This window comes from Methylobacterium nonmethylotrophicum (genome assembly GCF_004745635.1).
GTDB classification, from domain to species: Bacteria; Pseudomonadota; Alphaproteobacteria; order Rhizobiales; family Beijerinckiaceae; genus Methylobacterium; species Methylobacterium nonmethylotrophicum.
On sequence record NZ_SRLB01000049.1, the window covers coordinates 1 to 25,623 of the forward strand.

A 25,623-nucleotide genomic window follows, 5' to 3' on the forward strand; every position below is an offset into this window, starting at 1 on the left:
ACTCCGGCCGCTGCGCGATCCCGCCCTTCACGACGACGGCTGAAACTGACTCTCTGCTCCGCTGCTACCCAGGGTCCTGCTCGACGGCGCGCGCCAGGAGGCTCCGGCCTTCCATCCAGCCGACTGCGCCGGCCTGTTCGCCGCCGCGGCGCGGCCGGACCAGACCGATGACGAAGACGAGGTGGCTACAGGTCCTGCTCTCGCTCGCGCCTGCGCGGCACTGCTGCGCAGGCGCGACGCGACGCCCCGGGCGGCCGATCCCGACGCTTGCAGCAGCTACGTGTCGACCCTCGATCCCGGCACGCTGCGTCGTGCGGCGACCGGGTCGGGAGACCGGGCGCCTGATGGGCCGAGCATCGCTGGTGGCGTCGGCGGCAAAGGCGGGCGCGCCGGGAGCGGCGGTCCGGGAGCCGGCGCCGGGGGCGCGGGCGGAGCTGGGGTAGGCGGGACGGGCGGAGCCGGAGGACCTGGCGGCTCCGTGCGCTGAGCGCATTGCGGGCCGAGAACAGGCGAGCGCTCGGCGTGCGACACAGCACGGAGGCACCTCGCTTCCCCTGGCAAAGTGCAGATCAACAGATCACATCGTATGACAGGAGATGACGATGATCAAGACCCAGATCAAGCCGACCCAGTCGACCCTGACCACGCAGGCTGCCCTGTCCGACGCCGATCTCGACGCCGTGAACGGCGGTTTGAACCCGCAGCCGCTGCCGCCCAAGGAGATGTTCAAACTTTCTAGTCTGTCAGCCCTGAAGGTGCAGCCCGTCTTCACTCTTCCAAGCCTCTTCAGGTTCTGAGCATCCTAGCACATCGCATTAGCTTGGGCCTGCCCGGTTCGCCGCGGCGGGCCCTTCGCGTCGAGTTTTGGCCAGTTGGTCACCGACGCGCCCTCACAGCGAGTTGCTGGGCTCGTATCCGTCGAGCCGCCCGTCGCAGCCTCATGACCGCGATGAGGCTGCAGGCGAGTACGAGGCCGGAGGTGAGGATGAGGTAGGTCAGGACGCTCATCCGACCGGCGCCAGCAGGATTGCAGTCCTTACTGCGGTGCGCCGCTGCCCAGGCGAGCCATCCTCCCGCGCCAGCACCTCCGTGCTGTAGGCGTTCGCCAGGACAGCCGCGGCGACGTCGAGGCGCCCCTTCCCGACCTCTAGCACGGCCGGCTTCGATGGGTCGGCGAGGTAGGCCGCGATCGCCGCATCGAGGGCATCGTCGGTGAGAAGCTTCTGCTTATAGGCATCGCCGCCGGTCATCGCTTGAACTCCCACACCGGCACCATGCCCGGCATCTTCACCGGCTCGCGCCGGTAAGCCGTGCCTTTGCCGAGCTTGATGAACTCGGCCGTCACCTCGTGCACGTCGAGGGTGAGCGGGATCAGGATCCCGCAGAAGTCGCCGCGGAGGGTGCCGAGCTTCGGGCCCACGCCGAAGAGGCGCAGCGTGTCCCACCCCGCCGCATGGGCCTGCATGCCCCACCGCTCCACGAACTCGCCGCAGCGCCAGTGCGTCTCGGCCCATTCATCGAGGCGGAGGCCGGGACAGGGCAGCACGCCGGGCGACAGGCTGGCGAGTCCGCGGGACCATTCGAGGACGGCGGGCGGGAGGGGGTTCATAGGGCGACGTATCCCGCGCGCCGTGTCGCCGCAAACCCTGCCAGAGTTTGACGAACCGTTGCGGTTCATGCCGAATGGCAGCTTGGGCGCCTCGCATCCCGCGAGTCGCTGAGGAGACCACCGCCGCAGCAGTGAGACCCTAGAACGCCAAACGGCCCCACTCCTTGCCGGGAGGGGGCCGTGGCGCCGCCGAAGCGGGCATATCGGGTCCATTACGCCCCCGATATCGCCAGAGCCTCCTTCGGGAGTCAAGCTTGAACCTCGGTTCAGGCAACGGTGGTGGCTTGCCTAGTGAACGGAGCGCTTGCCGGCGCCTCCGATCGATCTGCCGCGGCCCGAGAGGGCCGAACGATGACGTGTGCCCGTGTGCGGGGTGGGGGCGAAATGCCCGTCCCGAGGGGAGTTGACGAACTGCGCCAGGGATCTGGGGCGGTCGCGAAGGCCGCTCACCCAAATGGGGTAGCGCGACGCAGTACGTCGCCCTGGTGCCCCGATAGCGCCGGCCCGTACCGGCTGCCGGGCGGGATCCGCGATCAGCTCACGGCCGCGCTGGCGGGGTTCAGGAACCGGGATGCGGCCTTCGCCCTGGCGACGTGGCTCGCGCGGTTCTGGAGCGCCCCCAGGAAGCTCCTGTACGCCTTCCCGGTCGACCGCCGCGCCATCGCCGGCCGCGAGGATCTGGGACTGACCGAAGCCCGGGTGCGCGGCGCCCTCGCTGCTCTCGAGGAGATCGGGTTCCTGGCCCGGTACGAGCCCGATCCAGGGAAGCGATACCAGCGCACGGCCAAGGGGCTGCACCGGCGCCCCCTGCTGTTCCGGTTCGGCGAGGAGTACGCCGTCGCCTTCACGGCAGCGAATGCGCGGGCCCAGGCGGCCCGTGGAGCGCCTGCACCGGCCAGACGGCCAATCCCGCGTCCCGAGCCCCAACGGGCGCCAGCGGCCAACGTCGTGGCTCCTGTGCGTCCCGCCATCTTGCCTGGGCGTCCCACGATCGTCCCGGCATCCCAACTCGCCCAAAAACAAGCCATAGGCGGAAGCCGGGTGATTATGGGTGAGGAGCGGAGGGCAGAATCGAGCTCGCCTCTTGAAGCAGCTCTGGCACGGCTCGGGCGGGGGCTAGGCCTGTGAGGACAGAGGCCAGAGGGGCCGTTGCGAAGCTGCCGAGGGGCAGGGTCGCAGGAGTGGCCGTGGGGCGCCGAAATCCGCACGGGCCGGCGCGGCGGCGGGGTCATCGTGCGTAAGCATGGGCCGCCTCATCCATCCAGCAGGCCGGGGAAATGCTCCTGGACAGGCTCGGCCACATCTCACCACGCGTGCAGCCCGAGCGGGGCGGCGGCATTGCCCAACGCGGATTCAAGAGCCCGCGGCCTACCCACCACCGCGCTTCGGTCGACCGGCGTGTCCCTCAGCAGCAGAGCGTAGAGCTCGACGCATTCCTCAGTCTCTGGCAGTACCCTGCATCGCAACGGCCCACTCGGCCGCATGCGTAGGCTGGTCAGGATCGGGCAAGGGCGGCATTCCTCGTCGGTGGAGCGGGGGCGTCAGATAACGGGTCACCAGCTGCCCACTCCTCCGATCCAGACGGTGAGCAGCGTGGTGCCGGTCCATTAGGTCAAGATCACCCAGATCAGATTGACCGTACGAGGAGGTTCTCGCGGCCCTTTGCAGACCGTGGCCACCACCCATAGGCTACAAAGATCAAATCACTTATCAAATATGATAGTTTTTCGGACTGAGGTCCGGCAGAAGTTGTACGATCGCGAGCTTCGATCAACCGGCATGCGCGCGAGTGAGAGCATGCGCTCCCGCCGTCTCTCGATAGGGGCCGTAATGCCGAGATATTTCTTTCACGTCTTTGATAGTGATGCTTGCCATGACCACGAAGGGAAGGAGCTTCCAAACTGGCAAGCTGCTCAAGTCGTTGCAATTTTACACATGGGCACAATCTTGCAGAATAATGCCGCTGAAATCTCTGTTGGCGATGATTGGCATATGGACGTGATGAACGAAACAGGTATTTTGCTTTTCCGGCTCGATTTTAGCATCGTTAGATCTGCAATTTTAGATCAAATTAGCAATAAATACATCTATCTAGACTCAAATAACAAAGATTTATGATGATAAAATATTTTGCTCATGGCCTGAAAGTACAACAAGATGCTTTCAAATTGCTGCGGGCAGGTATGAGCAGCGCGCGTCATGCCCGCCTTCTCACCAGCCCTTCGCACGGCAGCTCGACGCTGTGGCCTACATGGAGCTGGTACGGGCGAACGCGTAGGGCGAGCTCACTGCGCTCGAGCGTGGGATGCACGCGCTCCGGTCAGGCATGGACGTGAAGGCGTATGCCGAGAGCGTCGGGCGGGCGCGGACGAGCGTCAGCAACGAGGTTCTGGCCGCTCGGGTGGCAGATGTCGTGACCAACGTTGGTCACGACCTCACCGGGATGTTCGTTCAACTGCGCAAGATCCACGCCGCCCCTCGCTGGCTCTGGCCCGCCCTCGTCGAGCGCCTGGTGACCGAGGGCCTTACGGTCGAGGCGACCCGCAAGCTCGTCGCTGACCTGAAAGACGTCGTGGCCCCGCCATCGTGGGCGGGAGCCGACGCCTTACCGCGCTCCTGAACGAATTTCTCTGCGCCCACTACCGAAATCTCGAAGTGTGTGGAGACAACGCGAATTTATTTGCATGTTGTTGGATTGTTCCGATTGCCGTAATTTCAAAATGGGCGCATCAAGATTTGCTGAGTGATTGGAGCTAAAATGTATGAATCGACCTCTACCATATCTCATCTGATCGTGGTGACCAGCGATATCGTTGGCGCCTACGTCTCAAATAACAGCGTTCAGATGGCAGAGCTGCCTGGCCTGATTGCTTCCGTGCACGCGACGCTGAGCAGCGCCGGAATACGGCCTGCCGAACCGGTCGCGGACCACAAGGTCACCGCAGCCCAAATCCGGAAGTCGATCGTGCCGGATGCCATCATCAGCTTCCTTGATGGCAAGCCGTACAAGACGTTGAAGCGGCACCTCACCACCCATGGAATGACCCCCGATGAGTATCGTGAGAAGTTCGGGCTCGGCCTTGACTATCCGATGACTTCGGCGAGTTATTCAGCGCAGCGCTCGGAACTGGCCAAGAGCCTCGGCTTTGGGCAACGGCGGCGCGAGGCTTTGGCTGCAAGGAAGGCTGAGGCTGAGGCGAAGGCAACCATACCTGCCCGCCGCGGCCGCCCGACGAAGGCCGAAGCCGTCACGGCGGAGTGACGTGGGCCCCGTGCGGCTCTGGCGGCGACAGGGCGCCCGGCGCGCCCTGTCTCTTCGGGGTGCGCTCCTGGTCCTGGTGGGCGCAGCGATCGCGCTCGCCGGCATCCTCTTCGCCTCAGCGGATCTGGTGCTCGCCTGGCTCAGGTAGGGTGCTGCGCTGAAATCAGGGCGTCGGAAGCGCGGATCTAACTACTATCTGATGTTTCCGATTATCGTTTGCGTGGTCTTGTTCATAGACGACATAATATTCGAAGTCATCTGGACCAACATTTGTCGCTGTGAGAGCGCCTGCTGCAATTGAAGCATATGAATTTGGTTGTCTGCGCCGCCGGTCACCTGATCAAGCTCGCGGTCGTCCAGTGCGTCAGACGAATGAGGATCGGTGTTGCTGGTCATCGCCGCCTCCTATTGATTGACCCCTCAGGTAGCACTCCAGGCAGCGCCCGGTCGTGCGCAGCAACACTCCGCCAGTTCATCAGCCCGGCCGGTCGCGCTCGCTCGCGTGGAGGGGATCATCCCTCCACCGCAGCCGCCTGGGGCGCCTCGCTGTCGCCCACCCGCCAGTTCGGATCCCGGGGGACCAGGACGCGCTTGTGCGGGGCCCGCTTGACCTTCGGCCGGATTTGCTCGGGAACCCGTCCAGGAGCAGCCGGGCGCTTGGTCGACAGGCGGGCGGAGAAGGGGCTGAACCAACGATTCGTCGGCTTGGTCATTTGCTCGCGCTCCCTCAGATCCAGTCATCGTCGCCGCCCCGCGCCCGGGGCATCGAGACCCCGACGTCGGCCTTCACCGGACCGCCCCCGACCGCGCTCATTCTCCGGGTGCGCGCCTGCAGCCCGGGTGAGGACACCGGGCGTGAGGGATGCGCATCGCATTTCCGTCCCGTGAATGTACCGTGGAGTGGGGTGCCGGTGTGGTGCCAACCCACGCAAACGTCTCCTGCACGCTCAACTCCGCCTCGCTGCTCCTGATCGTGCTGCGCAACCTCCTCGACGGTCCGGACCGCGACCTTCCCGAGGAGCTGCGCATCGCCGCCGGCGAGGTGGTGCGGCAGACCGAGAGGCTGGTGCTGGACGCGATGGAGGAGACCGATACCCTGGACTTCAAAGGCGCGGTCGGAGGAGAAGCAGAGGCCCGCCTCATAGGCAGGCGGGCTCATAAGCGTTACGTTCCGAAAACGAACGCCGGAACGTAACGCTTATGTCCAGAGGCTTGGGTCGTGTGGAGCGAGCCATTCTCGAGTTCCTAGAGGCGCAGAAACTCGGGCAGGACACCTTCACAATTGCCGCTGTCGCCTTCGTGAAGCAGCCTGACGAGGATGGCCGGATCCTGCTGTCCGACGCCGAGTTGGCCGCCACTCGTCGGGCGCTCGCGAAGCTGAAGCGGGTCGGCAAAGCATATGACCTCGGCCGTACCTACCAAGACGGTCGTCGTCGCTGGGGCAACGAGCGGATCGGCCTGCGTGCCACGATCCGCAGGATGCAGATGGAGAACGTCACGGATCCTCGGTTCCGGGATCATGCGACCATGGTGGTCCGCACGCATGAGATGCTGCCGCTCATCAGGCGAGCCCGTGAATTAGGGGTCGACTTGTCATGACGGAAGCAGGACGGAGGTGATGATGTCGATCAATGATCTCGTAGACAACTTAGAGGCAGTCGCCCCGGGAAGCTGCATTTAAATCTGGAGCCGTCGAGGCATGCCCCCGGCATTTGGACGTGATGATCTACAAAGGGGATCCGGACGCGGATCGACATGCCTACGCGTTAGCGACGAATTCCTGGAAGGCTCAGGGTAAAGTGCTCGATCGCGAAGACGTTGTTGATGCGGTAAAGAGCGTCTTCGACATGGCCGCAGATGGCGAGTGTCCCCAGTGCGCCCATCAGATGGCAGACGACTGAATACAAGGCACCGCGGATCTGACGGGCTTCGTGGACCTGCTTGCGGGTCAGGCCAAGGTCTGCGACGGTTGCCGGCAAAGCGTTCCCGTCCGGAACGCTTTTCGGACGGCCGCCCTCGGGACCAGCGACCTCGCCCCGCTCCTGCGCCGCGTCGTACTCGTCGGCGAGCCGGCGCTTGGCGAGCGCCTCGATCTCGACGGCATCGGCGGGCTCCTCGCCGCGGCAGAGGATGGATCAGGAGCGCGCCGTGCCGTCGTCCTGGCGTGAGGGTACAGTTCGGTCCTCTTGTAGTCGCCTCAGGTCCTCCCTCAAGTCGCGACCTCGAAGGGACAGGAACTCGCTGACGCTCCGGACAAATTTGGCTTCCGATTGACGAAGCTGCGCATCGTCAATCGCGGCCTGGACACGTTCAAACAGCGGGTCGGGCTGGGGATCGGTCGATGTAGCGCTCATGACCGCGAAATTAGTTTATAATATGGGTTAACGCCAGCCACGCGGTGATGCGTACCTATTGAGCGTAGCCGGATCGAGGAAGCCAACTGCGCCTGGGTCGATCCGCGAAAGCCGCTGCTACAACCGCAAACACCCAGCAGCGGGCCACAGCGTTAGAGTGGCCGCGCCGCGCATGTCAGCGCGAGGAGAGCTGTGAGGGCGAGGTAGGCCGGGACCCTCACCCGATTGCGGCCAGCAGGATCGCCGTTCGCACCGCCTGCCGCTTCTGCATCGGCGTCGCGTCCGCTCGGGCTAGGACCTCGATCGTGTAGGGCTGAGCCAGTACCGCGGCGATCACGTCGATGCGCCTGCCGTCGACCGTGACCGTGGTCGGCGCAGCACGATTGGTCAGGTAGGCCGAGACGGCAGCATCGATCTCCTCGGCCGGGATGAGCTTCGGCTTGTACGCGTCACCACCGATCATCGCACGAACTCCCACACCGGTACCATGCTCGGTAACCCGGCCTCCCACGCAAGCGCCTGATTGGAAGCGGGCCGGACCCGGGATCGGGGGATCGCGAGCCCGGCCCGCCGCCCGCCGGGAGAGGGAAGCCACCAGCAGGCGCACGCAGTCTAGCGCAGATCAGGCAAGCCGCCGCAAGGCCTCGTGGGAGGCAGTTAGACTGCCTCTCAACTGCGGCCGCCACCGAGCCGCGCGCGAGCACTTCCGAGGACTTCCGGGAGGGGCCGATTTCGGTTCCATAAAGCCACTTGTGCGAACCGCCGCGCCCTCGCGCGGGCGCGTGGAGAGGACACCGTCGGCGCCAGCCATCAATCCGGTGGCCATCCGGCAGGCTCCCATCCGATCCCTGCCGGATCTTAACCGCATGGCAGGGAGCCATCCGGAAGATATCCTCCGGATCTGCATCGCATACCGGGGGTGATTCGATGATCACGGTTGTGGGCGGGACGAAGGGCGGGTCGGGCAAGAGCACCGTCGCCACCAATCTCGCCATCATGCTCGCGGGCGCCGGCCGGGACGTCCTATTGGTCGACGCCGACGACCAGGAGACGTCGACCGACTTCACCAACCTCCGGGAGGCCAACCGGCCCGGCGGCGCCGGCTACACGTGCGTGGCGCTGACGGGGGCGGCGGTGCGGACCGGCGTCCAGCGCCTCGCCCCGAAGCACGAGCACGTCGTGATCGACACCGGCGGGCGCGACACCATCAGCCAGCGGGCGGCGCTGTCGATCTGCGACATCTACCTCGTGCCGTTCGCGCCGCGATCGTTCGACGTCTGGACCCTCGACAAGGTGGCCGAGCTGGTCGAGGAGGCCCGGACCATCAACCCGGACCTGAAGGCCTTCGCCTTCATCAACCGCGCCGATCCGCGCGGGAGCGAGAACGCCGAGGCGGCCGAGATGCTGAAGAGCAAGCCGGCCTTCACGTTCATCCCGACGACCCTCGGCACCCGCAAGGCCTTCGGCGCAGCCGCCGCGACCGGCCTCGGCGTGGTCGAGCTGCGACCGCAGGACCCCAAGGCGACCGAGGAGATCCAGGCCCTCTACGGATATCTCTTCGATACCGCCAAGACCTCTTCCACCAATCCTGCGGGAGTCTGATCGTGGCCCTGTCCTCCAAGCCGACGCGGCCGGCGCCCAAGCCCGCGGATCCGGTCGAGGCCTTCATCAACAAGGGTGGTTCGGTGCCGGCCGCCGAGCCCGCGGCTGATTCGGATGCGGGGAAGCCTGCCAAGGCCCCTCAGCACCCACTCAAGTTCCCGCACGACAGCGACCTGTTCGAGCGCGTCGAGCGCGCTCGACGTGCCACCGTCGTCCGGCTGCCGCGGAACACGTGGATCCTTCAGGCGATCGCCGAGAAGCTGGAGCGCGATGGGCACTAGAGATCAAGAGGATATCCGCCGCATGTCGATTGGATGCGGCGGAGCCATCTCGACGATGCCTTCCGGAAGCCCATTCGATGCCGTCGCGGCTCGAGGGCGCCTATGCGCGCCCTCGCAAGCTCCGGTTGACACGCCGGGCGGCAGAGCCTCGAATGGTTAAGTTCGCACCCCATGGGGGGTGAGGAGGTAGGCCAGAAACACGAAACCCGCCCTCTGGTGAGAGAGCGGGTCACATGCACGGCTCTGGGAGAACCATCGGTGTCTGCAACTCCGATCCTCTCCCAATGAGCCGGGTCCCGTCAAGCCAGAAGTGGGGACTTCTGGCGACGGCGAAGCCATGCCTTGTGGCTAGGACGGCCCCAGACGGCGGGTGATTCGGAAGGGATCACCATGTCGACCGGATACCGCCTACCGCGCGCCGTCGCGGACAGGCTTGAGACGGCCCTGAGCGGCCGAAAGAACGCGCCGGCCTGCCTCGCCCTAGCGCACTTCCTCGCGCGCTTCTGGAGCAGCCCCAGGCGGCTCCTGTGCGCGTTCCCGATAGACCGGCGCGCGCTGGCCGAGCACGAAGGCCTTGGCCTCACAGAAGCCCGTGTGCGGGGCGCCCTCGCGGTCCTCGTCGAGGTCGGCTTCCTCGCCCGCTACGAACCCGATCCCGGCAAGCGGTATCAGCGCACTGAAGGCGGCCTTCAGCGCAGGGCGATCCTGCACCGCTTCGGTGAGGAATACGGGGTCGAGTTCGGCAAGGCCAACGCGCGGGCTCAGGCGGCCCGTGGAGCCCCTGCGTTAGCAAGACGGCCGATCCCGCGTCCTGAGCCCCAACGGGCGCCAGCGGCCAATCTCGCGGCGCCTCTGCGTCCCGCCATCTTGCCTGAGCGTCCCAGAACCGTCTCAGCGTCTCAACTCGCCCAAAAGCAAAACTCCCCGGGTAGGGGGGTGGTTATGGGTGAGGACCGTGGAGCCTCGGCTCTTGAGGATGCGATAGAGAGACTGCGTCGGGGGATCGGCCTGTGAACGGCAGGGCTACGGAACCGCCGCAAGCTCTGCCGAGGGGCAGGGTCGCGAGTCCGCAGTGGATCACGAGAAAGGGCAGCGCATGAGCACGAATCAGACAGGCGACCATCTCGACCTGATCGCGCAGCTCGCCGTGGAGCTAGCCTACGAGGTGTCGGCCGAGCACGCACCCGATCGCCTCGGCGAGCCAGACCCGCGTTATGAAATGCTCGACAGAGCATGGACCATGCTGATGCAAAGCGCCCGGCACGTCCCTGTCGCGGTGGACGAGATCCTAGAGATGGCACTTGCGCAGGGTGGCTACCACCCCTAGGCGTCCGGTAGGCCCGAGATGTCATCACACAGCAGCAAATATTGATCGGTCACTCCATCGAGTTCTTCTCTCATTTTAGCTGCATTGTATCGATGAAACTCTGATAACGTGTATAGCATGCCAGCATCATCAACGTTTCCATGAAGCCGAAACTTCAGAGATAGTTCTGCAATATTTTCTGCTAATGATTCATCGGCGATAATACCACTACAGATTGTGCGCATCATCTCAAGCATGGCGATGCGCACGGAGGTAATCCTTGGTCAAAAATCTCTCACGCTAATCAGTAGCACACTAAATATCACGTCCGGCCATGCAAGCGTTAGATGGGGGTGATGCGGCAGGGTCGACAACGCCCTGAGTTAGTCCTCAAGCGCTTCGAGCAGGTCTGGACGGACCGGAAGTAAGGGCGGCGGAACGGGCCCGTGCTGCGCCCGCAGCCATGTCGCAGCGGCTGTCAGGCCGCTGCGGTCGAGGCGACGTGCTATCTCGGGATCACCCTGCCGCTGCGCGCGAGCGCTCAAGCTGGCAAAGCGTACCAGGAGGCGTTGCGCTCCGTCGTCGACTATCGCGGCCAGCGCTGGAGGAGCGGCGGCTGGCAACGGCATTGCGCCCTCGACCAAGCGATCGAGGTTGGGCTCGAACATGGAAGCGGGCTCCGCGAATCAGCGAAACAGCCAAGTTGTACCAACTCGAAGGGCGGGCTTAGAAGCTGGAACTTCGGCAGCGGGAACGAGGCATGACCGACAGCCCAATCACCTGGTGCCACACCCGGCCCGAGGGTGGCCCGGACTTCGTCGCTGGCCTCACCCCCTCGGCTTGGGCTCGGCCTTGCGTGCGTGAGGGATCGAGACCTCGTGCATCAGGTCGCCGATCAACGTGACGAGCACGGGCATTTCGATCCCGGCATCCTTCAGGGACCCTGTCTGTCCGAGGGATGCTTGCGGTGCTGCAATCGCCACGCAACCGCCCTGGTCTACCTCTCAGGGCATGAGACGCCGCAACCAGCGCCGGGCCCACGATGAGCAGGGCCGAGAGATCGCCCGCTCCCACTGTGGAGGTCGAAATAGAAGCGCGACATTCTGGTACTTCTGAGCGCTGGATCTCGGCCATAATGACCCATGCGGCCAGGGTTGGTACCGAATTACCACCGGGAAGCCTTCATATAGGGTAGAGGAGAGGGGCAGGTGCCCGCACGGACATGCTGCCGGCTTCAGCTGGAAAAGTGATGTCAATCACCCATGACGATGCCTGGATCTCGGGACCCGACCCTCACTCAAGCGTAAAGCGGGTCTACAGCGACGGTAAAATGCTCGGCCGCGTGCGTTGCTGGCGAACGGAAGATCCGGGCGATCTGACAGGCGAATGGTTCACGGTTGAGCGATGGAAGAGTGGCTTGTACGTCCCCTTGGAAGGCATGCACGAGGACTTCCAGGAAGCTCTTGATCGTGTCGCGCGCTATGGCGCGGCGCAATGAGCGCCATTACCTCCGTCGCGGACACAGCAGCCCTCGTCCTTACTTGCGTACCCGTCGCGATCCTGCTGCTACGGCGATCGTCTCGACGATTGAAGTCTCGGCAGCTCGCAATGAGGGCGCGCCGGTGACCCACGCGTCATAGGACGGGACGTGCCGTGCCAGATCGGCAAGCCTGATTGAGGTAGGCTCATCTCCACCGGTGGCTGTCGACGAGATCCTCGAACTGGCGCTCGCCCAGGGCGGCTACAAACCATGAGCAAAGCACGCCGTTCGTATCGCAGGTGCGCTTGCACACACCATTGCAGGTGGCCGAAGCCTACATAGGACATGCCCATCACGGGCGTTTCCTCCCTAGACTTCGGCCGCTCGCAAGGGCGGCCTTTTGTTTTCGGGCTATGCTGTCCGAGCCTCAGGGTATCTGAAGGGCGCCAAAGGGCAGGATCCCCGCCCCGACCGCAGCCCGCGGCACGATCCCAGCCGGCACCTCCGGCAGCGGCGGGCGAACCCGCGGCGCCCCGCCCTCGAACGACCGGGAGGCCCGGACGCCGTTCAGTCCACCCTCAAGGATCCGCTGCCCAACCCGCGCCCCATAGGCCGCTACGCCGCCACCCGGCCCGCCGACCTTGAGGCCGATCGCGCCCGAGATCAGGTTCATCACGGCCGAGGCCAGCACCGACGATCGCCCGCCGTCTGGTAGCCGCGAGCCGGACGGAACGTGCGTCGCCCGCACGGCGTCGGCATATCGAGACATCAAGGACAGCTCCTCGCCCGTGAACATCTGGCGGGCCAGCCCCGAGCCCTCGCCGTTGATGAAGGCCCGGATGCGCTCCGCCTCCTTCGACGCCGGCATTCGGGTCGCCTCGCCATGCCCGACTAGGCGTAGCCATGCTGCCTGCCGCAGGTTGGTCCACTCGGCGCTGTCAGGGCCGAACGCCCGCTTGAGCGTCTTGGCATACTCCGCAGACCCGATCCTCGATCCCGGCACCCCCGAGCCGAACAGGCCACTCGCGACGGCGTTCGGATCGAACCCCGAGCGAGCCAGATCCTCCACCCATCCCGGGAGAGAGGTGCGCTCCGCCTCGGCCTGCGCGAGGCCGCGCCGATAAACATCGAGCCCGGCCCGCTGCTCCGGTGTCAGCACCCGGTTGGCGAGCGTGCGACCCTCGCCGGTGAGCAGATGGTCGAGGCGGGCGCCGATGTCGCCGCCGCGGCCCTCGATGGCTTTCGAAATCAAGCCCTGCTGCACCGCCCGCCACCCCGGGCTGTCCTCGCCCAGGACGTTCCGCATCCGCTCCGCCATGCGCACGGACAGGCCGGTGTTGCCCGCTCGCGAGCCGCCGAACAACATCGAGGCGACCTCGCCCGGCTGCGCGTCGCGCTCCACGATCCGCTGCACCGCCCGGCCTACGTCATCGCCGGGCCCGTTCGGCTTGAACGTCCGCTGATAGTCCGAGAACAGCCCCCGCGCCTTCTGCATCGCCTGGAAGGGCTCGGAGGAGCCGCCAGGAAGGGCAGCGCTGGTAGCCGGGGCAGCAGCACCCTCGACCGGGAACGGCGCCGCCTCCGGGGCCGTAGGACGAGCAGTCGCGCCACCAGCCGGGCGGCTCATCACTGCCTGCTCGTACGCGGTGGCTGCGTCGTCGACTTGGCCGAGCATCATGCTCTCGGCCGCGTCCCGCAGGGCAGCCGGATCGAGATCCCGGGCGCGCAGGCCCGACGCCTCAAGCTCCATCTGCGCCCGCTGCGCGTACTCCCCGACGCGCTCCGCATAGGCCGCATCGGCATCGGCTGCCCGGCTGCCGCGATCCAGGTTGGCCGCCCGCTGCGCATCTGAGGCCCGATAGACTGGCTCCCCGGCCCGCTCGCGCCGGATCGCATCCATCAGCTCGTTCGTGATGTTGCGGGCGTAGCCGCCATCGGCATCCGGAGGAAGAAATCCCTCCTCGATCAAGGGCACCCGCAGCTCGTCGAGGGGCCGACCGTTCATACGGGCGAGCGGTCCCGTCTGGGTCATCACCCGGTGCAGATCCGCCGCCCTGGTGTCGCCGGTCAGCCGGATCCCGCCCTGCTTGGCGAGGTACTGGATCAGGCTCTCGGGACCACGATCGCGCGTCGCAGAACCCGGGAACGGGATCACGGTAGCGTCGGTGGCGGGCAGGCCCGGGAAGTCGTCTGCCACTCCCCCAGCCCGAGGAGCGGCCTGCCGCGGGCCGAACAGCCCCGCCTCAAGCGCAGCCTGGGTGTGGTTGTCGAACTCCTCCAGGATCTTGCCCATCGCGCGCCGGTCGGTGGCGTTCGCGCCCGTGCCGGAGCGGTAGGCCACCAGCCGCTTGCGCACTTGGTCGAGCTGCTGGAGGTTCGGCCCGGTCCCGGGCTCGGCACCGAACAGGCCTGGCAGGTTGTCGAGGTCCGCGAGGGCACGGTGCGCGGCCGGCGTCAGCATCGGATCGATCGGAACGTCGGCTCCAAGCCCACGCTGCACCCGGGCGCCCATGCGGTCGAGGGCGCCGGGGGCAAACTCACCCTCAATGCGCGCCACGTCGTCATAGGCAGCCCGATAGGCCGCCTTGCCCCGCCCGGCCGCGTCCCGGACGCTCTGCATCGCCATAGAGGCGGCATCGAGCGGATCAGGCGGCATCGGCCCGCGCACCCGCTCAACCGCCGCGTCGGCCGCCCTCTGTGCCGCGGCTGCCCGGAAAGCGGCATCACCGGCGAGACCACGGGCTCGATCGGCGACCATCTCGCCCGCGACCGCCGGGTTGTCGATCAGCGGGGCGTTGCCAGCTAGTCGGCCCAGCAGCCCCGTGCGAGCCGCATCAACGGCTGCGCCCTGGCGCTGCGCGAAGTCGGCGGCCACGTCGAGGGCACGGCCACCGCGCGAGCCGGCTGCCGACTGCCGCTCGAGCGCCAGTGCCGCCGGATCCTGCGTCGCCTGCCCACGCGAGAGCGGGATCCCGAACTCGGATGCCTGAGCCTCGCGGATGGCCGCAGGACTCACTCCCTTGGCCGTGAACACGCGCTCGATGTGCTGCGCGAACTCAGGCGTGAAGTTCACCGGATCCAGGCCGGCGCCCTGCAGCGCATTCACCGCCTCGCCCGTGAACCGCCCCGAGGCATCTCGCACCGGCTTGCCGCCTTGGATCAGGCGCAGGAGCGGCGGGCCAGCCTTCTCGATCGCGAACCCGAGGCCGCCGCCCGCAAGACCTCCGATACCGCCCGCCACCGCGGCCCGGCCCGCATCCTTGGTGTCTAAGAACTCGCCCGCAGCCCCGTAGCCGGCGCCGGTCACTGCCGCCTGCCCGACCCGGCCCGCCAGGGTCGAGGCACCCGACAACCCCGGCAGCGTGATCGCCCCGCCGACGATGCCTGCCACGTCGCCCGCGAGCGCCGACTTCGGGTTCTGGCGGGCGAGCGCTGCGTCCTGATCCGCTGCCAGTGCGTAATTCTGGCCGAAGGTGGCGCCGTTCCCCATCAACGTCGCGATGCCGGCCGCCACATTGCGCGGGGCGTTGAGCCCGACCGTGTTCCCGAACTGACGCAGCGCGGCGGAGGCGGCATTCCCAGCCGAGGGTGGTCCCACCAGCATCTCATCCGCCTGAGCCTGGAGCGCCCGCCCCAGAGCTGAGGACGAGGTGTCTGCTGTCCGGGCGGTCGGGCTTGGCTTGGTGCCGGCGAACCGCTGATCGAAGGTTGCCGGCTGGCTGACCTCCGCCGGCTGCTGCCCGAGCATCCGCATGAGGTCAGCGTCGGACAGATGCGACAGATCACCGGCCGGACCAGCCGCGGGGGCTCGCACGGGCTCCGGCGCAGCCTGCCCGAGCATCCGCATCAGCTCGGCGTCCGAGAGGTGGGAGAGACCCGCGCTCATTTCATCAGCCCTCGGCGGCGCGCCTCAGCTTCGAGAGCCGACCGCGATGCAGGCGCCTGCGACGCACCACGGGGCTGATACGGGACGATCTCGCCATCCGCGCCGAACACGCTGCGGGGCTGGTAGCTCGGACCACCTTCGCGCCCCATCGCCTCGATCGCCCGCTGACGGTTCACGCGCTTCTGGGCAATCACGTCTGCACCGTCGCCCGGCTGCGGGAAGTACTGCTGCCGGGCGTTGTCGAACTCCTTCTCGGAGATCGCGGCACCCGACTCCCGCCGCAGCTGCGAATTCACGAAGTCGCGCTGCGCCTGCTCGAAGCGCTGCCGGTCCGAGGACTTGAGGGAGTTCGGCGTGTACCCGCTCACCGCGCCCGCGACCCCGCCGCCGAAGCCACTGTTGATGCCCTCGAGGCCGCGAAGCACTTGCTCCGAGCCCATCATGCGATCGGTGAAGCCGGCCGCCTTACCTTGGTCGTTGTTGAACTTGCCGGTCGCGAAGGGGTTGGTGGCCGCGTTCGCCTCGGGCGGGTTGACGCCGAAGTTCGGCGGCTCCCACTGGCCGGTTGCCGGGTTCAGCTGCCGATCGACCTTCGAGCCATCCGGCAGGGAAAAGCTCTGGACGTTGGGTGCGCCGGGGCCGCCGCGCGCCACCACGTTGCCGTCCTCGCCGTAACGAACCTGATTGGGCCCGAGCGTGAAGGAGCCATCCTTGGCTTGGAGGGACAGGGTGCGCTGACCCGTGCGGTTGTTCACCGACCACACGTTCCCCTGATCGTCCTTCTCCTGCCGGTACTGCTCATCCGGCGGGAGCTGCCGTTTCAGGAATTCGGTTGCGATCGTCTGGTTGGCGGCAAAGGGCATTGCCTCCGGGACCGGGATCCCGAGCGTCTTGGCAATCGCCTGGGCGGTGAGAAGCTGGTTGCCCTGCTGCTGGCCGTACTTCTGCAGCTCGGCCACCGTCTTGGCCTTGGCGAGGTCCTGGGCGGCGCGGGAGTTCTGGAGATCGTTCCCGTACTTCAATCCGGCAGCGAGGCCCTGCCCGATGCCGCGGGTCGACATCAGGCCGATGCCGGCGCCGAGGAGTAGGTCGCTGTTGTCCCTGATGCCTGACATGAGACGGTCCGTGAAGGACGGCTCGGCGCCGGGCGCTCCGGCTTGGGCAGCAGGCGCGACAGGCTGCAAGGCGTCATCATCATTCGCGCCGAATTCGGCGGGCCGACGCGGCGGCAGCGGCGGGCCCCCGGGGTACTTGCCGTCCGGCGGGAGCGAGGAGGCATCCACTACAGGCTGCGGCAGGGCGCCGAAGGGGCGAATGCGCGCGGCCGAGGCTGCCGGCCCCGGGGCCGCCTGCGATGGCAACGGCATGTCGGCCGCGGCCGAGCCAGGACCGAAGCTCAAGGGTGAGCCGCCAGGCGCTCCTGGCTCCGGCTGCGACATCGGAAGGGCGCCGAACGCCCGCAGGCCACCTAGCCCAGGAGGCAGTGGGTTAGTCGCCTGATCGCCGAGGGCCGGTGCGCCGCCCATGAACGAGAAGGGCGACACGGCTGGCATCTGGCCCGCCCCAGGCTGCTGCCCGAAGGGCGAGGTCCGGCCGTAATCATCGACGCCGAGCAGGCCGCCGAGGCCGCTAAGACCGAAGGCCATCGGTGAGGCTCCTGAAGGTGAGAATGGAGTGCGGGGCGTGGAGGACGGTCATCAGGCCACCCCCTGCACGTCGAGAAGGGCGCCATAGCTCGCCAAAATAGTGCGGGCGGCGGTATCAGCCCGGTTGAACTCTTCCATCGCAACCAGCATTGCTGTCTGTGCTTCCGGCGCCTGCCCGCCTCGCTCAGCGGTCGGAGGAGGCAGGGCCGCGATGAACAGGTCACAGGTCGCCTGGAGCCCGCGCAGCAGGTCGATGGCGGCAAGCCGGTAGGCTTCGCGTTCTGCGGCTAGAACGTCGCGAGCGGGAGCGATCACCGTCTCGGTCGAGAGGGCGATGTCGGACGCGACGGTCACGCGGCGACCCGATCGCGGGCCGCCGGAGTACGAGCGGCACGGCCCTCGGCCACCGCGGCCTTGAGAGCGTCACGAACCCACGCGGACGCGGAGGCCCCTTCCTTCGCAGCCCGCTCCTCGATCGCGGCGCGCAGGTCGAGGCCGGTCCGAACCGTCAGGCTTTTCTCGAAGACGAGCGGGCGCATCCGAAATCTCCGTTGCCTGATGACAAAGATAAAGGAGCGTCGAGAGAATGTAAGACGTTAAATTATGGCGGCGTCTCTTGTAGGGATATATTCAGCGGTTGCCGTCTACTTCATGACTGCGGCAAGTTGTCGAGGGTGGCGGATATCTCCTCACCGAATGGGTCCAACGGCAGCCGCCTCGACATGTCGGCCTCCCGACCGCCCGGCGCCGGCGGGAGGCCGAGGCCCAGATCCCTGAGGGCATCGTAGGCGTATCGGTCCGCCTCCTCCGCATACCGGCGCCGCTCATCCTCATCCGCCGCCGACATCGCGAAGAACTCCTGGTCGTTGTAGTCAGACCCGAACACGAAGTTGCAGACCTTGGAGACGGCACGCCGGCAGTAGAAAAGGGTCTCCCAATGGTCCGTGAACCTGCGGCCGGTCACCCCCTCTACTCGCCGGATGACAGTGGATACGGCCCGCACGAGGTTCTGGGCGTGCGATGCTTGACCAACCAGGGCGACCAGCAGCTCGTCTTGCTCCAGGCTCCTCTCAAGCCTGAACTCCACTTCTTGCGTCAGCGACCTGCCATTCATCTCCGCGGCAGCCTCAAGCTTCGAGCGGAGCATCGTCGTGGTGCGCAAGCTCAGCGGCGCGCGCTTCTTCTCGCGTTCGGACGGATCTAGCGCCATCGGAGCTTGTTCCCTTGTAAGCTGTGCTGCGTCTCGTCGCGTGGACATATCACGCACTCCGGTTGCGCACTAGCCCGCATCGCGCTAGAGTTCCCCTGTATCCCCTGCTGCACACGCTCGGGAGCGCATAAGGAGGCGGCGGTGCCGAGCTACGAAGAGGTGCTGAAGCGGATCGCGGCGAAGCGGAGCGTGAAGGCTGCGACGCTCGCCCGATGGGTCGATCTGAGCCCAGCGGCTTTCTACAAGGCCATTGAGCGCGGCGAGATCGAAGCCGTGAAGATCGGCCGGACGCGCCTGATCCCGGCTCATGAAAGCTGCCGCCTCCTGGGTATCAAGCAGGAGGATCTTGCAGCGTAATGGTCAAGAACGTCGAAAGCCGAGGCGCTGGCGGGCGCTCTCGGCTCTCGGGAAATGTCTGCTCGGCAGCTGACACCCCGGGAAATACAGCACCGACCGCCTTCCTTCAAGCGTCGCGCATCAGTCAGCGCTTTGCTTTCTCGCCGGCGCTGGCCGCCGAGGTGGCTGGGCTGGTCTACGCCGTGCCCGAGACCTGGAGCGGGCGATCATGAGCCGGCCCGCTCTCACACAGCCCCAGTTCCACGGCACGGACCTGGCCGTGCTGGAGGACGTGGCCGCGACGATGGCCACGGCCCAGAACTATGCGAATGCCGCCGCCAGCCTCGCGGCGGCCAACGACGTGGCCGGGCTGGCGCATGCCGTCCGGCAGGCAGCGAACTGCGTCCTGGCAGCCGCTGACCTGTTGCAGGAGCTGCGCCCTGTCGAGCGCCCCCGATCCGGGGAGCGCCGCCGATGATGAGCTTGCCCGCCTTTGCCCAGGCGCTCGGAGGAAAGATCGTCTCCGGTGGCGTCAGCTTCGCGCCATCGTGGCACTCCGACCCCCGAGATCTGTCGGGACGCCTCATCCCCGATCCCACGTTCCGCAATGGCTACCGCGCCAAGACGTTCTCGCCGGCCGACGATCCGCTTCGACTGCGCGATTACATCGATCAGATGTGCGGCCTTCCTCGGTTCGAGCACCGGGCGGACTACCGCGCACCCGAGCCTAGCCCCGCAGAACAGGCCCGCCGGGAAGAGGAGCGCGAGCGCCTGCGCCTGGTTCGCGCGGCCGAGGACAAGATCAGGGCTGAGCGCCTGCTACGGATCTGGCACGCGGCCGACGAGGACCCGGGCGGCCTCGTGCGCCTGCGATACCTGCGCGAGATCCGCCGCGTAGAGCTTCCCGATGAAGCCTGCGGCTACACCGTCCGCTTCCACCGCGCTTGCCCCTGGGAGGGCGATCGGGTGCCAGCGATGGTGTGCGCCTTCCGGGACCTCCACACCAACGAGGTGGTCGGGCTGCACCGCACCCGCCTGGATCCCGAGACCGGCGCGAAGATCGGGCGCAGGATGCTCGGCCGCGTGACCGGCGCCGCGATCATGCTGACCCCGCCCGCCGATGTTACGATGGGGCTCCACATTGCCGAGGGCGTGGAGAGCGCCTTGGCCGGCATGATGCTGGACCTCCGGCCGATGTGGGCGACCGGCAGCGCGGGAGGCATCGCAAGCTTTCCGGTGCTCGGCGGTCTCGATGTCTTGACGATCTGCGCTGAGACCGACCGCAGCGGCGCCAACGCCGCCGCCATCCAAGAGTGCGGAACCCGGTGGGTCGAGGCCGGCCGGGCTGTCGATGTCGTGCAACCCCGCGGGGCGGGCGACATGAACGATGTTCTCACAGAGGAGCCCGGCCGATGAGTTTACGGTCTGAGGGCAACGTCGAGCCGTTCACCCGGCGGCCATTCACGCCAGCCTCTGACCCCGCACAGGGCTCCAAGAGCCGACCCAAGAAGCCGAAGCCTCCTCCGCCGCCCGTCGCGTCTTGGCTCGCCGAGGCGATGCGCGATCACCGTGGGGAGCTGATCCCCAACCTCGCCAACGCGATGCTCGCGTTCCGTGCGGCTCCGGAGCTGAGTGACGTGTTCGGGCATGACCTCATGCAGAGCGCGACTATCATCACGCGGGAGCCGCCGAGCCGTGACGGTCGACCCGGTGTTGAGTGCAAGCCGCGACCAGCGACAGACGCTGATGTCGGCCGCGTGCAGGAATTCCTGCAGGGTGCCGGCCTCCGGCGGCTGGGCAAGGATACCACCCACCAAGCGGCCGACCTGCGCGGGCATGAACGGTCGGTGCATCCCGTTCGCGACTACCTGAACAGCCTGCGTTGGGATGGGCGCCCCCGGCTCAAGACGCTGCTCTCGCGCTACCTCGGCGCAGAGGCCAACGCCTACACGGCCGAGGTCGGGACCATGTTCCTCGTCGCCATGGTGGCCCGCATCTTCGAACCGGGCTGCAAGGCGGATTACATGGTGGTGCTGGAAGGCGAGCAGGGCGCCAGGAAGTCCTCAGCCTGCGCGATCCTCGGAGGGCAATGGTTCTCTGATAGCCTTCCTGATGTGACGGTCGGCAAGGATGTCAGCCAGCATTTGCCGGGCAAGTGGCTGATTGAGATCGGCGAGATGGCGGCTATGAGCCGAGCCGAGAACGCTGCGCTCAAGGCGTTCATCACCCGCCCGGTTGAACGCTACCGCCCGACCTACGGGCGCAAGGAGGTCATCCAGCCGCGCCAGTGCATCTTCATCGGCACCACGAACAAGAGCGCGTACCTCCGGGATGAGACCGGCGGGCGCCGCTTCTGGCCGGTGAAGGTTGGGAGGATCGACCTTGCTGCCCTGGCCGACGATCGCGACCAACTCTTTGCGGAAGCTGTCGAGCAGTACCGCAGCGGGTTCCGGTGGTGGCCCTCGGTGGAATTCGAGCGCCAGCACATCAGGCCGGAGCAGGAAGCCCGATTTGAGGGCGACGCCTGGGAAGCCAGCATCCGCGAGTACCTGGAGGGCCGGTCATCCGTCCTCGTCCAGGAGGCTGCGCGCGAGGCGCTGCACATCGAGACGGCACGCATCGGGCGGGCCGATCAAAACCGAATTACCGCGATTTTTGAGAGGGTTGGATGGACCCGTGGGCGGAAAGATCGTCGCGGAAACATCCCCTGGATACCGGGACCGGGCCGGGAATGAGGCGACGGATGACCGGACGACCCGGACGACTTTCCTTATATATTGCTCTCCCTGCGCGCGCACGCGCGTATAGGGATCACGTAGAAAAGTCGTCCGTGTCATCCGTGTTGTCCGTCATCCGTCAGGGGATGATGCGATGACCGCCGCCGCCAATTCCTGGGGGCCGTTCGCTCCGGATCTGGACGATGCTGAGCGCCGGGCGCGGCTCCGTTGCCTTCGTGGTCTTGCCCGTGTCCTCTCCGGCCCGCGCGCCGCCGAGTTCTGCCGCCACCTCGCCGCGGCCGAGTATGACGCCTCCGCCCTGCCCCTCGCCCTTGCCGCCCTAGACCGCCTGCCGAGCGTCGATCGCCGGCAGATCGTTGGGACCTACGGCGCCGTTCACCGCCCCGCAGCCTGAGGAGCCCCATCATGGCCGACATCATCGAGCTTTGGACCACCAAGCGCGACACCCCAAAGGACCGATGGACCGTGCTCCACGTCTACGGCCTGATGGGCGGGGTCGAGGTTGCCCGCTGCACCAAGGAGGGCCGCCCCGGCTGGCTCTACCTCCTCGGCATGTGCTCGGCGGCCTCGGACACCGACGTGCTGGCAGAGGTCCCGGACACCCCGGAAGGCGTCGCCATCCTCGACTTCGTGGCGCCTGCCGCCCTGCGTGCGATTAACCTCGCCGGGATGGATGCCGCGGTCTCTGACGGGGACGCCGCGTGAGCCGCGCCCCTGCCGGCCGCAAGCCGTAAGACCCCGCCGTCATCACAGTTGGGCTCTTGTCCCTCCTCAAGGCCCTGGACGGCCTCCCCGCCGACTCCTTGGCCGGCGCTCGTGATCGACAGCTTCGCGGGCCTTCCAGCGCCTGCGTCAGTGAGCGCGACCATCCTGCGGAATTTGGTGAAAACTGGTCACCGCGTTGTGCAGAGCGGTAAATCCACCCTTCAGGGTACCAGCTTCAACCAAGAATTCGTGTGGTGTTCCATTCTTACTAATAGTATTATGATTGATAATCAGGCGCATAGTATTTTTGGCAATATCCTCAGACTCAGATATTTCGAACAACAGGCTTTTTTGTGACGAGTGATTTACAATACTTACCGTATGTATAGCGCTCCAGGGTATCCAGTCTGTCGATATGCGGCGATCGAAAATGCCTTGGTCGCCAACCGAAACAACGTAACTTGCATTCATTAAGTCCTTAGAGAGAAAAGCTATGTAAATAGCAAAAACAAACAACGCAAAATATATGGAAAATTCTCCGACCCCTCCCTCTACCATGCTGTTTGGCCCTGTGGCTCCCGGTCTGATATAGAGAAGGAAACCGCAAAATATCAAAGCTATCGCCGCAGCAGCGAATATTATTCCAGTTCTCTTTTGAGAGATGGACGTATTGAACTGTTCGCGACTGGCCATGGCAACCTCCGACGCAGAAATAACATATTAGCACGCTCGAACAAATATCGTGGATATTTTTAAGCTTTGCTTTGGAGGTATCGGCCAGCGGCAAGCTAATATTTCACAGGCGGCAACACGTCGGCGGGCCAGTGTCTCAGCGGAGACCGTGGGCAATATCCAGCGGGCGCTGCCGTGAGGCTTCGGGCAGGAGCCGGCATCGCGGGGAGGCCCGAAGGATGGGTGATGCGAGCTACCGCGGCGGGCAGCCGCCTACTCGTCCTCAGGTCCGACTGCGGCTATCCCATGACGCCCGTTTCTGGAGCGACCGCATGTTCACGCACGTCATGATCGGCAGCAACGACCTGGAGCGGGCCAGGGCCTTCTACGATGCGACGTTTGCCGCGTTGGGCGGCAAACCCGGCAAGATGGATGAGCGAGGCAGGCTGATCTATGCCCACGAGGGCAGCCGGCTGATGATCACGAAGCCGATCGACGGCAATCCAGCGACCGCGGCCAACGGCGGGACCATCGGCATCGTCGCTGCAAGCCGCGATCATGTCCTCGCGTGGCACGAGGCCGGCACCGCGCATGGGGGTACCGCCATCGAGAGCCCACCCACAGAGCGCCCGAACGGTGCCTTCGTGGCCTATCTTCGCGACCCGGATGGAAACAAGCTCACCGCACGGACTCCGCCAGTGAGGTGACGTGAGCTGCCGGTCCTATCGCGCGTCCTCACCACCATCACCGCCCACCCGACGCAGGCGGCATACGCCAGAAATCCGCAGTGGAGTCCCTGGAGGCGTTTTCTGAGGCTTTCCGGTCCTAGACTGCCCGAAGCCCGAAACGCCGTCAGGGACGCTCTGAGGGCAATTTCCGTCGAACCGGGCGACGAGGCGAGATCCGGTGGCCCGCCTGCGCCGGCCGGTCCCGCTACCCGCCTCTGAAGGATCGCCAGGATCTCGGAGTCAGGCCGCGTCCCTTATCGTCCGCGCAAAGCGAAGTAGGTAGCAGCCATCCCGACACCTGCGAAGAAAAGGATCGGGATCATCAGGCCGCCATTAGCCTCGTCGAGTTCTTCCAGGCTCAGCTCGCCGGTGTCCGCGCGCTGCTCTTCAGTCTGCGGCATGATCCCGAACTCAGTCGTGTTGCTGCGATCAGCTTCGAAAACGACGTCCGACATTGATCTTCTCCAAAGACGGTCAGAGCAACGACAGGCTTCAGATCGGCACCTGTGCTGGGTCTTGGATAGATCGACTTCGGTTCGGGCTGCGGTGCCGAATGGCACGCAGGCGCGACACCTTCGACTTAGGTTCCCGGGCCGAGAACGGACACGTCTGATGTGGGTGGCGAACGGACTCTCGCATGCTCAGCCGGTTGAGTTCCAACCCAGGCGGCCACCCCGTGCGATCGCAACTAGGACGACTCGCCGGTGCGCGTGCCACTGGTCCAAGACCTCATGCATCAGAGAGAGCAATCTCTCGGCTTCCGTGGTGTCCCACCCTTTATTTTTGTTCTCCGTGATGCGTTCAATCAGCCGACCGACACGCCGGTTTGCATCCGCGATGTGCCGATCAGCGTGTGCGAGTTCGGCTCTTTCGCTCTGGAAATTGGTCATGCGGCGGTCCTCTGTTACGGGACAACGCATGAGAATGGGTCCAGAGCCGGCAAGCGCCGGCATATGCTCCTCGGCTACGACGCTCGGCGCCGCCTGTCCTGATAGGCAGAATTGTCGCGAGCATGGACCGAAAACACTCGGGGGAAGTTCACTGAGTATGAGAGGCTTCTCTCACCACGGACAAATCCCATGAAACACGCTCTCCTCACTGCAGCGACCGTGGCTGCTGCATTTGCTCTCCTCCCGGCGACAGCCGATGCGCGTCCCGGTGGAGGCGGGTTCCGGGGTGGCGGCTTCGGCGGCGGAGGCGGAGGATTTGGCGGCGCACGCATCGGAGGTGTGGGTGGTGGCTTCCGCGGTGGTTCAGGGCTCGCGGCGGGGGGATACCGCAGTGGCGGAGGGCTGGGCGGCTTCCGCGGCGCTGCGGGCGGTCCTGGGCTCGCTGTGGGTGGTCAACGTGGTGGCGGTGCCATTGCAGTTGGTGGCCTCCGTCCTGCCGTTGGCGGCTTTAGCGGGCGCGGGTACGCCGGCAATCGAGGCGGCTACTACCGCGGACGGGGCTATGGGTACGGAGCTGCCGGGCTAGGTGTGGGTCTCGGGCTTGGCTTGGCCGCTGGGGGGCTTGGCTACGGGTACGGGGGCTACGATGATGGGTACTATGGTGGCGGCTATGCTCCGGCCGGATACGGCGGGTTTGACGAAGGTTACGCACCTGCTGCGGCCGAGGTCGCATCCGATCCCGATCAGGTGAACTACTGCATTCAACGCTTCCGGTCCTATGACAGGGCCAGCGGCACCTATCTCGGCAACGATGGGCAGAGGCATCCCTGCCCGTAGTCGCACTGATTGAGAAATGCCCGAAGCCCAGCGGCCGAGAACGGCTTGCTGGGCTTTCTCATAAGGTCTGCAGACACAAAG

At 65.9% G+C, this 25,623-nt stretch carries 37 protein-coding genes; 22 read left to right on the top strand and 15 right to left on the bottom strand.

Annotated features, from left to right (window positions below):
- The first annotated feature begins 602 nt into the window (after positions 1–602).
- Positions 603–797, top strand: a complete 195-nt coding sequence (locus EU555_RS32995) for a hypothetical protein (protein WP_135419566.1) — start codon at positions 603–605, stop codon at positions 795–797.
- 207 nt (positions 798–1,004) lie between these two features.
- Here EU555_RS32995 and EU555_RS33000 read toward each other — a convergent pair whose 3' ends face one another.
- Positions 1,005–1,250, bottom strand: coding sequence for a hypothetical protein (locus EU555_RS33000; RefSeq protein WP_135419567.1), 246 nt, complete (start codon positions 1,248–1,250; stop codon positions 1,005–1,007).
- A complete protein-coding gene (locus EU555_RS33005) occupies positions 1,247–1,609 on the bottom strand; it encodes a hypothetical protein (RefSeq protein WP_135419568.1) in 363 nt (120 codons plus the stop codon). The genes EU555_RS33000 and EU555_RS33005 overlap by 4 nt, the downstream gene beginning before the upstream one ends.
- 1,779 nt (positions 1,610–3,388) lie before the next feature.
- Here EU555_RS33005 and EU555_RS33015 point away from each other — a divergent pair.
- The 3 genes from EU555_RS33015 to EU555_RS33025 all read left to right on the top strand — a co-directional run bounded on the left by EU555_RS33015 (position 3,389) and on the right by EU555_RS33025 (position 4,871).
- Positions 3,389–3,727, top strand: a complete 339-nt coding sequence (locus tag EU555_RS33015; protein ID WP_135419569.1) for a DUF6894 family protein — start codon at positions 3,389–3,391, stop codon at positions 3,725–3,727.
- A 187-nt stretch (positions 3,728–3,914) separates the two neighbouring features.
- Positions 3,915–4,229 (top strand): hypothetical protein, encoded by a 315-nt coding sequence (locus EU555_RS33020; RefSeq protein WP_135419570.1) that lies wholly within the window; start codon positions 3,915–3,917, stop codon positions 4,227–4,229.
- 138 nt (positions 4,230–4,367) lie between these two features.
- Entirely contained in the window at positions 4,368–4,871 is a 504-nt protein-coding gene (locus tag EU555_RS33025; RefSeq protein ID WP_135419571.1) for a Ros/MucR family transcriptional regulator, read from the top strand.
- Between the two features lie 192 nt (positions 4,872–5,063).
- Here EU555_RS33025 and EU555_RS33030 read toward each other — a convergent pair whose 3' ends face one another.
- On the bottom strand, positions 5,064–5,267 hold the full coding sequence (locus EU555_RS33030; protein ID WP_135419572.1) for a hypothetical protein: 204 nt from the start codon (positions 5,265–5,267) through the stop codon (positions 5,064–5,066).
- Positions 5,268–5,383: 116 nt separating this feature from the next.
- Positions 5,384–5,584, bottom strand: a complete 201-nt coding sequence (locus EU555_RS33035; RefSeq protein ID WP_135419573.1) for a hypothetical protein — start codon at positions 5,582–5,584, stop codon at positions 5,384–5,386.
- Positions 5,585–5,733: 149 nt separating this feature from the next.
- Here EU555_RS33035 and EU555_RS33040 point away from each other — a divergent pair, with 149 nt between their 5' ends.
- The 4 genes from EU555_RS33040 to EU555_RS33055 all read left to right on the top strand — a co-directional run bounded on the left by EU555_RS33040 (position 5,734) and on the right by EU555_RS33055 (position 7,039).
- Positions 5,734–6,066, top strand: coding sequence for a hypothetical protein (locus EU555_RS33040; protein ID WP_135419574.1), 333 nt, complete (start codon positions 5,734–5,736; stop codon positions 6,064–6,066).
- A 26-nt stretch (positions 6,067–6,092) separates the two neighbouring features.
- A complete protein-coding gene (locus EU555_RS33045) occupies positions 6,093–6,470 on the top strand; it encodes a hypothetical protein (protein WP_135419575.1) in 378 nt (125 codons plus the stop codon).
- Between the two features lie 119 nt (positions 6,471–6,589).
- Positions 6,590–6,772, top strand: coding sequence for a hypothetical protein (locus EU555_RS33050; RefSeq protein WP_135419576.1), 183 nt, complete (start codon positions 6,590–6,592; stop codon positions 6,770–6,772).
- 30 nt (positions 6,773–6,802) lie between these two features.
- Positions 6,803–7,039 (top strand): hypothetical protein, encoded by a 237-nt coding sequence (locus EU555_RS33055; protein WP_135419577.1) that lies wholly within the window; start codon positions 6,803–6,805, stop codon positions 7,037–7,039.
- Positions 7,040–7,442: 403 nt separating this feature from the next.
- Here the strand turns inward: EU555_RS33055 and EU555_RS33060 are convergent, their stop codons facing one another.
- Positions 7,443–7,688 carry a hypothetical protein gene (locus EU555_RS33060; RefSeq protein WP_135419578.1) on the bottom strand — a complete coding sequence of 82 codons (246 nt, stop codon included), beginning with the start codon at positions 7,686–7,688 and terminating at the stop codon, positions 7,443–7,445.
- A 464-nt stretch (positions 7,689–8,152) separates the two neighbouring features.
- On the opposite strand from EU555_RS33060, the gene EU555_RS33065 reads away from it, so the two are divergent.
- Positions 8,153–8,827 (top strand): nucleotide-binding protein, encoded by a 675-nt coding sequence (locus EU555_RS33065; protein WP_135419579.1) that lies wholly within the window; start codon positions 8,153–8,155, stop codon positions 8,825–8,827.
- Positions 8,828–8,829: 2 nt separating this feature from the next.
- Positions 8,830–9,108 (top strand): hypothetical protein, encoded by a 279-nt coding sequence (locus tag EU555_RS33070; RefSeq protein ID WP_135419580.1) that lies wholly within the window; start codon positions 8,830–8,832, stop codon positions 9,106–9,108.
- Positions 9,109–9,588: 480 nt separating this feature from the next.
- Here EU555_RS33070 and EU555_RS36505 read toward each other — a convergent pair whose 3' ends face one another.
- Positions 9,589–9,819, bottom strand: a complete 231-nt coding sequence (locus EU555_RS36505; RefSeq protein ID WP_167858741.1) for a hypothetical protein — start codon at positions 9,817–9,819, stop codon at positions 9,589–9,591.
- A 385-nt stretch (positions 9,820–10,204) separates the two neighbouring features.
- On the opposite strand from EU555_RS36505, the gene EU555_RS33080 reads away from it, so the two are divergent.
- On the top strand, positions 10,205–10,435 hold the full coding sequence (locus EU555_RS33080) for a hypothetical protein (protein WP_135419582.1): 231 nt from the start codon (positions 10,205–10,207) through the stop codon (positions 10,433–10,435).
- On the opposite strand, the gene EU555_RS33085 is transcribed toward EU555_RS33080, so the two are convergent.
- The gene (locus tag EU555_RS33085) at positions 10,432–10,683 is read right to left on the bottom strand and encodes a hypothetical protein (RefSeq protein WP_135419583.1); all 252 of its coding nucleotides are present in this window, start codon (positions 10,681–10,683) and stop codon (positions 10,432–10,434) included. The two genes, EU555_RS33080 and EU555_RS33085, sit on opposite strands and share 4 nt — an antisense overlap.
- Positions 10,684–10,860: 177 nt before the next feature.
- Between EU555_RS33085 and EU555_RS36510 the strand changes: the two genes are divergently transcribed.
- Complete coding sequence (locus EU555_RS36510; RefSeq protein ID WP_167858742.1) at positions 10,861–11,178, top strand: hypothetical protein; 318 nt, start codon at positions 10,861–10,863, stop codon at positions 11,176–11,178.
- A 485-nt stretch (positions 11,179–11,663) separates the two neighbouring features.
- Entirely contained in the window at positions 11,664–11,912 is a 249-nt protein-coding gene (locus EU555_RS33095) for a hypothetical protein (RefSeq protein ID WP_135419584.1), read from the top strand.
- A gap of 409 nt (positions 11,913–12,321) precedes the next feature.
- Here the strand turns inward: EU555_RS33095 and EU555_RS33100 are convergent, their stop codons facing one another.
- The 5 genes from EU555_RS33100 to EU555_RS33120 all read right to left on the bottom strand — a co-directional run bounded on the left by EU555_RS33100 (position 12,322) and on the right by EU555_RS33120 (position 18,636).
- Positions 12,322–15,780 (bottom strand): hypothetical protein, encoded by a 3,459-nt coding sequence (locus EU555_RS33100; RefSeq protein ID WP_135419585.1) that lies wholly within the window; start codon positions 15,778–15,780, stop codon positions 12,322–12,324.
- Positions 15,777–17,426 carry a hypothetical protein gene (locus tag EU555_RS36515; RefSeq protein WP_167858743.1) on the bottom strand — a complete coding sequence of 550 codons (1,650 nt, stop codon included), beginning with the start codon at positions 17,424–17,426 and terminating at the stop codon, positions 15,777–15,779. Before EU555_RS36515 ends, EU555_RS33100 begins: the two co-directional genes overlap by 4 nt.
- 51 nt (positions 17,427–17,477) lie before the next feature.
- Complete coding sequence (locus tag EU555_RS33110) at positions 17,478–17,780, bottom strand: hypothetical protein (RefSeq protein WP_135419586.1); 303 nt, start codon at positions 17,778–17,780, stop codon at positions 17,478–17,480.
- Entirely contained in the window at positions 17,777–17,965 is a 189-nt protein-coding gene (locus tag EU555_RS33115; RefSeq protein WP_135419587.1) for a hypothetical protein, read from the bottom strand. Before EU555_RS33115 ends, EU555_RS33110 begins: the two co-directional genes overlap by 4 nt.
- A gap of 110 nt (positions 17,966–18,075) precedes the next feature.
- Positions 18,076–18,636 carry a TraY domain-containing protein gene (locus EU555_RS33120; protein ID WP_205821046.1) on the bottom strand — a complete coding sequence of 187 codons (561 nt, stop codon included), beginning with the start codon at positions 18,634–18,636 and terminating at the stop codon, positions 18,076–18,078.
- 141 nt (positions 18,637–18,777) lie between these two features.
- Between EU555_RS33120 and EU555_RS33125 the strand changes: the two genes are divergently transcribed.
- The 6 genes from EU555_RS33125 (at position 18,778) to EU555_RS33150 (ending at position 22,415) form a co-directional block, all read left to right on the top strand.
- The gene (locus EU555_RS33125; RefSeq protein ID WP_135419588.1) at positions 18,778–18,993 is read left to right on the top strand and encodes a hypothetical protein; all 216 of its coding nucleotides are present in this window, start codon (positions 18,778–18,780) and stop codon (positions 18,991–18,993) included.
- A gap of 208 nt (positions 18,994–19,201) precedes the next feature.
- On the top strand, positions 19,202–19,450 hold the full coding sequence (locus EU555_RS33130) for a hypothetical protein (protein WP_135419589.1): 249 nt from the start codon (positions 19,202–19,204) through the stop codon (positions 19,448–19,450).
- Complete coding sequence (locus EU555_RS33135) at positions 19,447–20,388, top strand: DUF7146 domain-containing protein (protein WP_135419590.1); 942 nt, start codon at positions 19,447–19,449, stop codon at positions 20,386–20,388. Before EU555_RS33130 ends, EU555_RS33135 begins: the two co-directional genes overlap by 4 nt.
- A complete protein-coding gene (locus EU555_RS33140; RefSeq protein WP_135419591.1) occupies positions 20,385–21,707 on the top strand; it encodes a virulence-associated E family protein in 1,323 nt (440 codons plus the stop codon). Before EU555_RS33135 ends, EU555_RS33140 begins: the two co-directional genes overlap by 4 nt.
- Positions 21,708–21,843: 136 nt before the next feature.
- Positions 21,844–22,104 (top strand): hypothetical protein, encoded by a 261-nt coding sequence (locus EU555_RS33145; RefSeq protein ID WP_135419592.1) that lies wholly within the window; start codon positions 21,844–21,846, stop codon positions 22,102–22,104.
- 11 nt (positions 22,105–22,115) lie between these two features.
- On the top strand, positions 22,116–22,415 hold the full coding sequence (locus tag EU555_RS33150) for a hypothetical protein (protein WP_135419593.1): 300 nt from the start codon (positions 22,116–22,118) through the stop codon (positions 22,413–22,415).
- 147 nt (positions 22,416–22,562) lie between these two features.
- Here the strand turns inward: EU555_RS33150 and EU555_RS33155 are convergent, their stop codons facing one another.
- Positions 22,563–23,108 carry a hypothetical protein gene (locus tag EU555_RS33155; RefSeq protein ID WP_135419594.1) on the bottom strand — a complete coding sequence of 182 codons (546 nt, stop codon included), beginning with the start codon at positions 23,106–23,108 and terminating at the stop codon, positions 22,563–22,565.
- Positions 23,109–23,419: 311 nt separating this feature from the next.
- Between EU555_RS33155 and EU555_RS33160 the strand changes: the two genes are divergently transcribed.
- A complete protein-coding gene (locus EU555_RS33160) occupies positions 23,420–23,794 on the top strand; it encodes a VOC family protein (RefSeq protein WP_135419595.1) in 375 nt (124 codons plus the stop codon).
- Between the two features lie 275 nt (positions 23,795–24,069).
- Here the strand turns inward: EU555_RS33160 and EU555_RS33165 are convergent, their stop codons facing one another.
- Together EU555_RS33165 and EU555_RS33170 are read right to left on the bottom strand one after the other, a co-directional pair.
- Positions 24,070–24,270 (bottom strand): hypothetical protein, encoded by a 201-nt coding sequence (locus EU555_RS33165; RefSeq protein ID WP_135419596.1) that lies wholly within the window; start codon positions 24,268–24,270, stop codon positions 24,070–24,072.
- A gap of 186 nt (positions 24,271–24,456) precedes the next feature.
- Entirely contained in the window at positions 24,457–24,705 is a 249-nt protein-coding gene (locus tag EU555_RS33170) for a hypothetical protein (RefSeq protein ID WP_135419597.1), read from the bottom strand.
- Between the two features lie 256 nt (positions 24,706–24,961).
- On the opposite strand from EU555_RS33170, the gene EU555_RS37355 reads away from it, so the two are divergent.
- Together EU555_RS37355 and EU555_RS37360 are read left to right on the top strand one after the other, a co-directional pair.
- Positions 24,962–25,291: a hypothetical protein gene (locus EU555_RS37355; RefSeq protein ID WP_245524616.1), complete on the top strand. Its 330-nt coding sequence runs from the start codon at positions 24,962–24,964 to the stop codon at positions 25,289–25,291.
- Positions 25,292–25,452: 161 nt separating this feature from the next.
- Positions 25,453–25,542, top strand: a complete 90-nt coding sequence (locus tag EU555_RS37360; RefSeq protein ID WP_245524622.1) for a BA14K family protein — start codon at positions 25,453–25,455, stop codon at positions 25,540–25,542.
- The last annotated feature ends 81 nt before the right edge of the window (positions 25,543–25,623 follow it).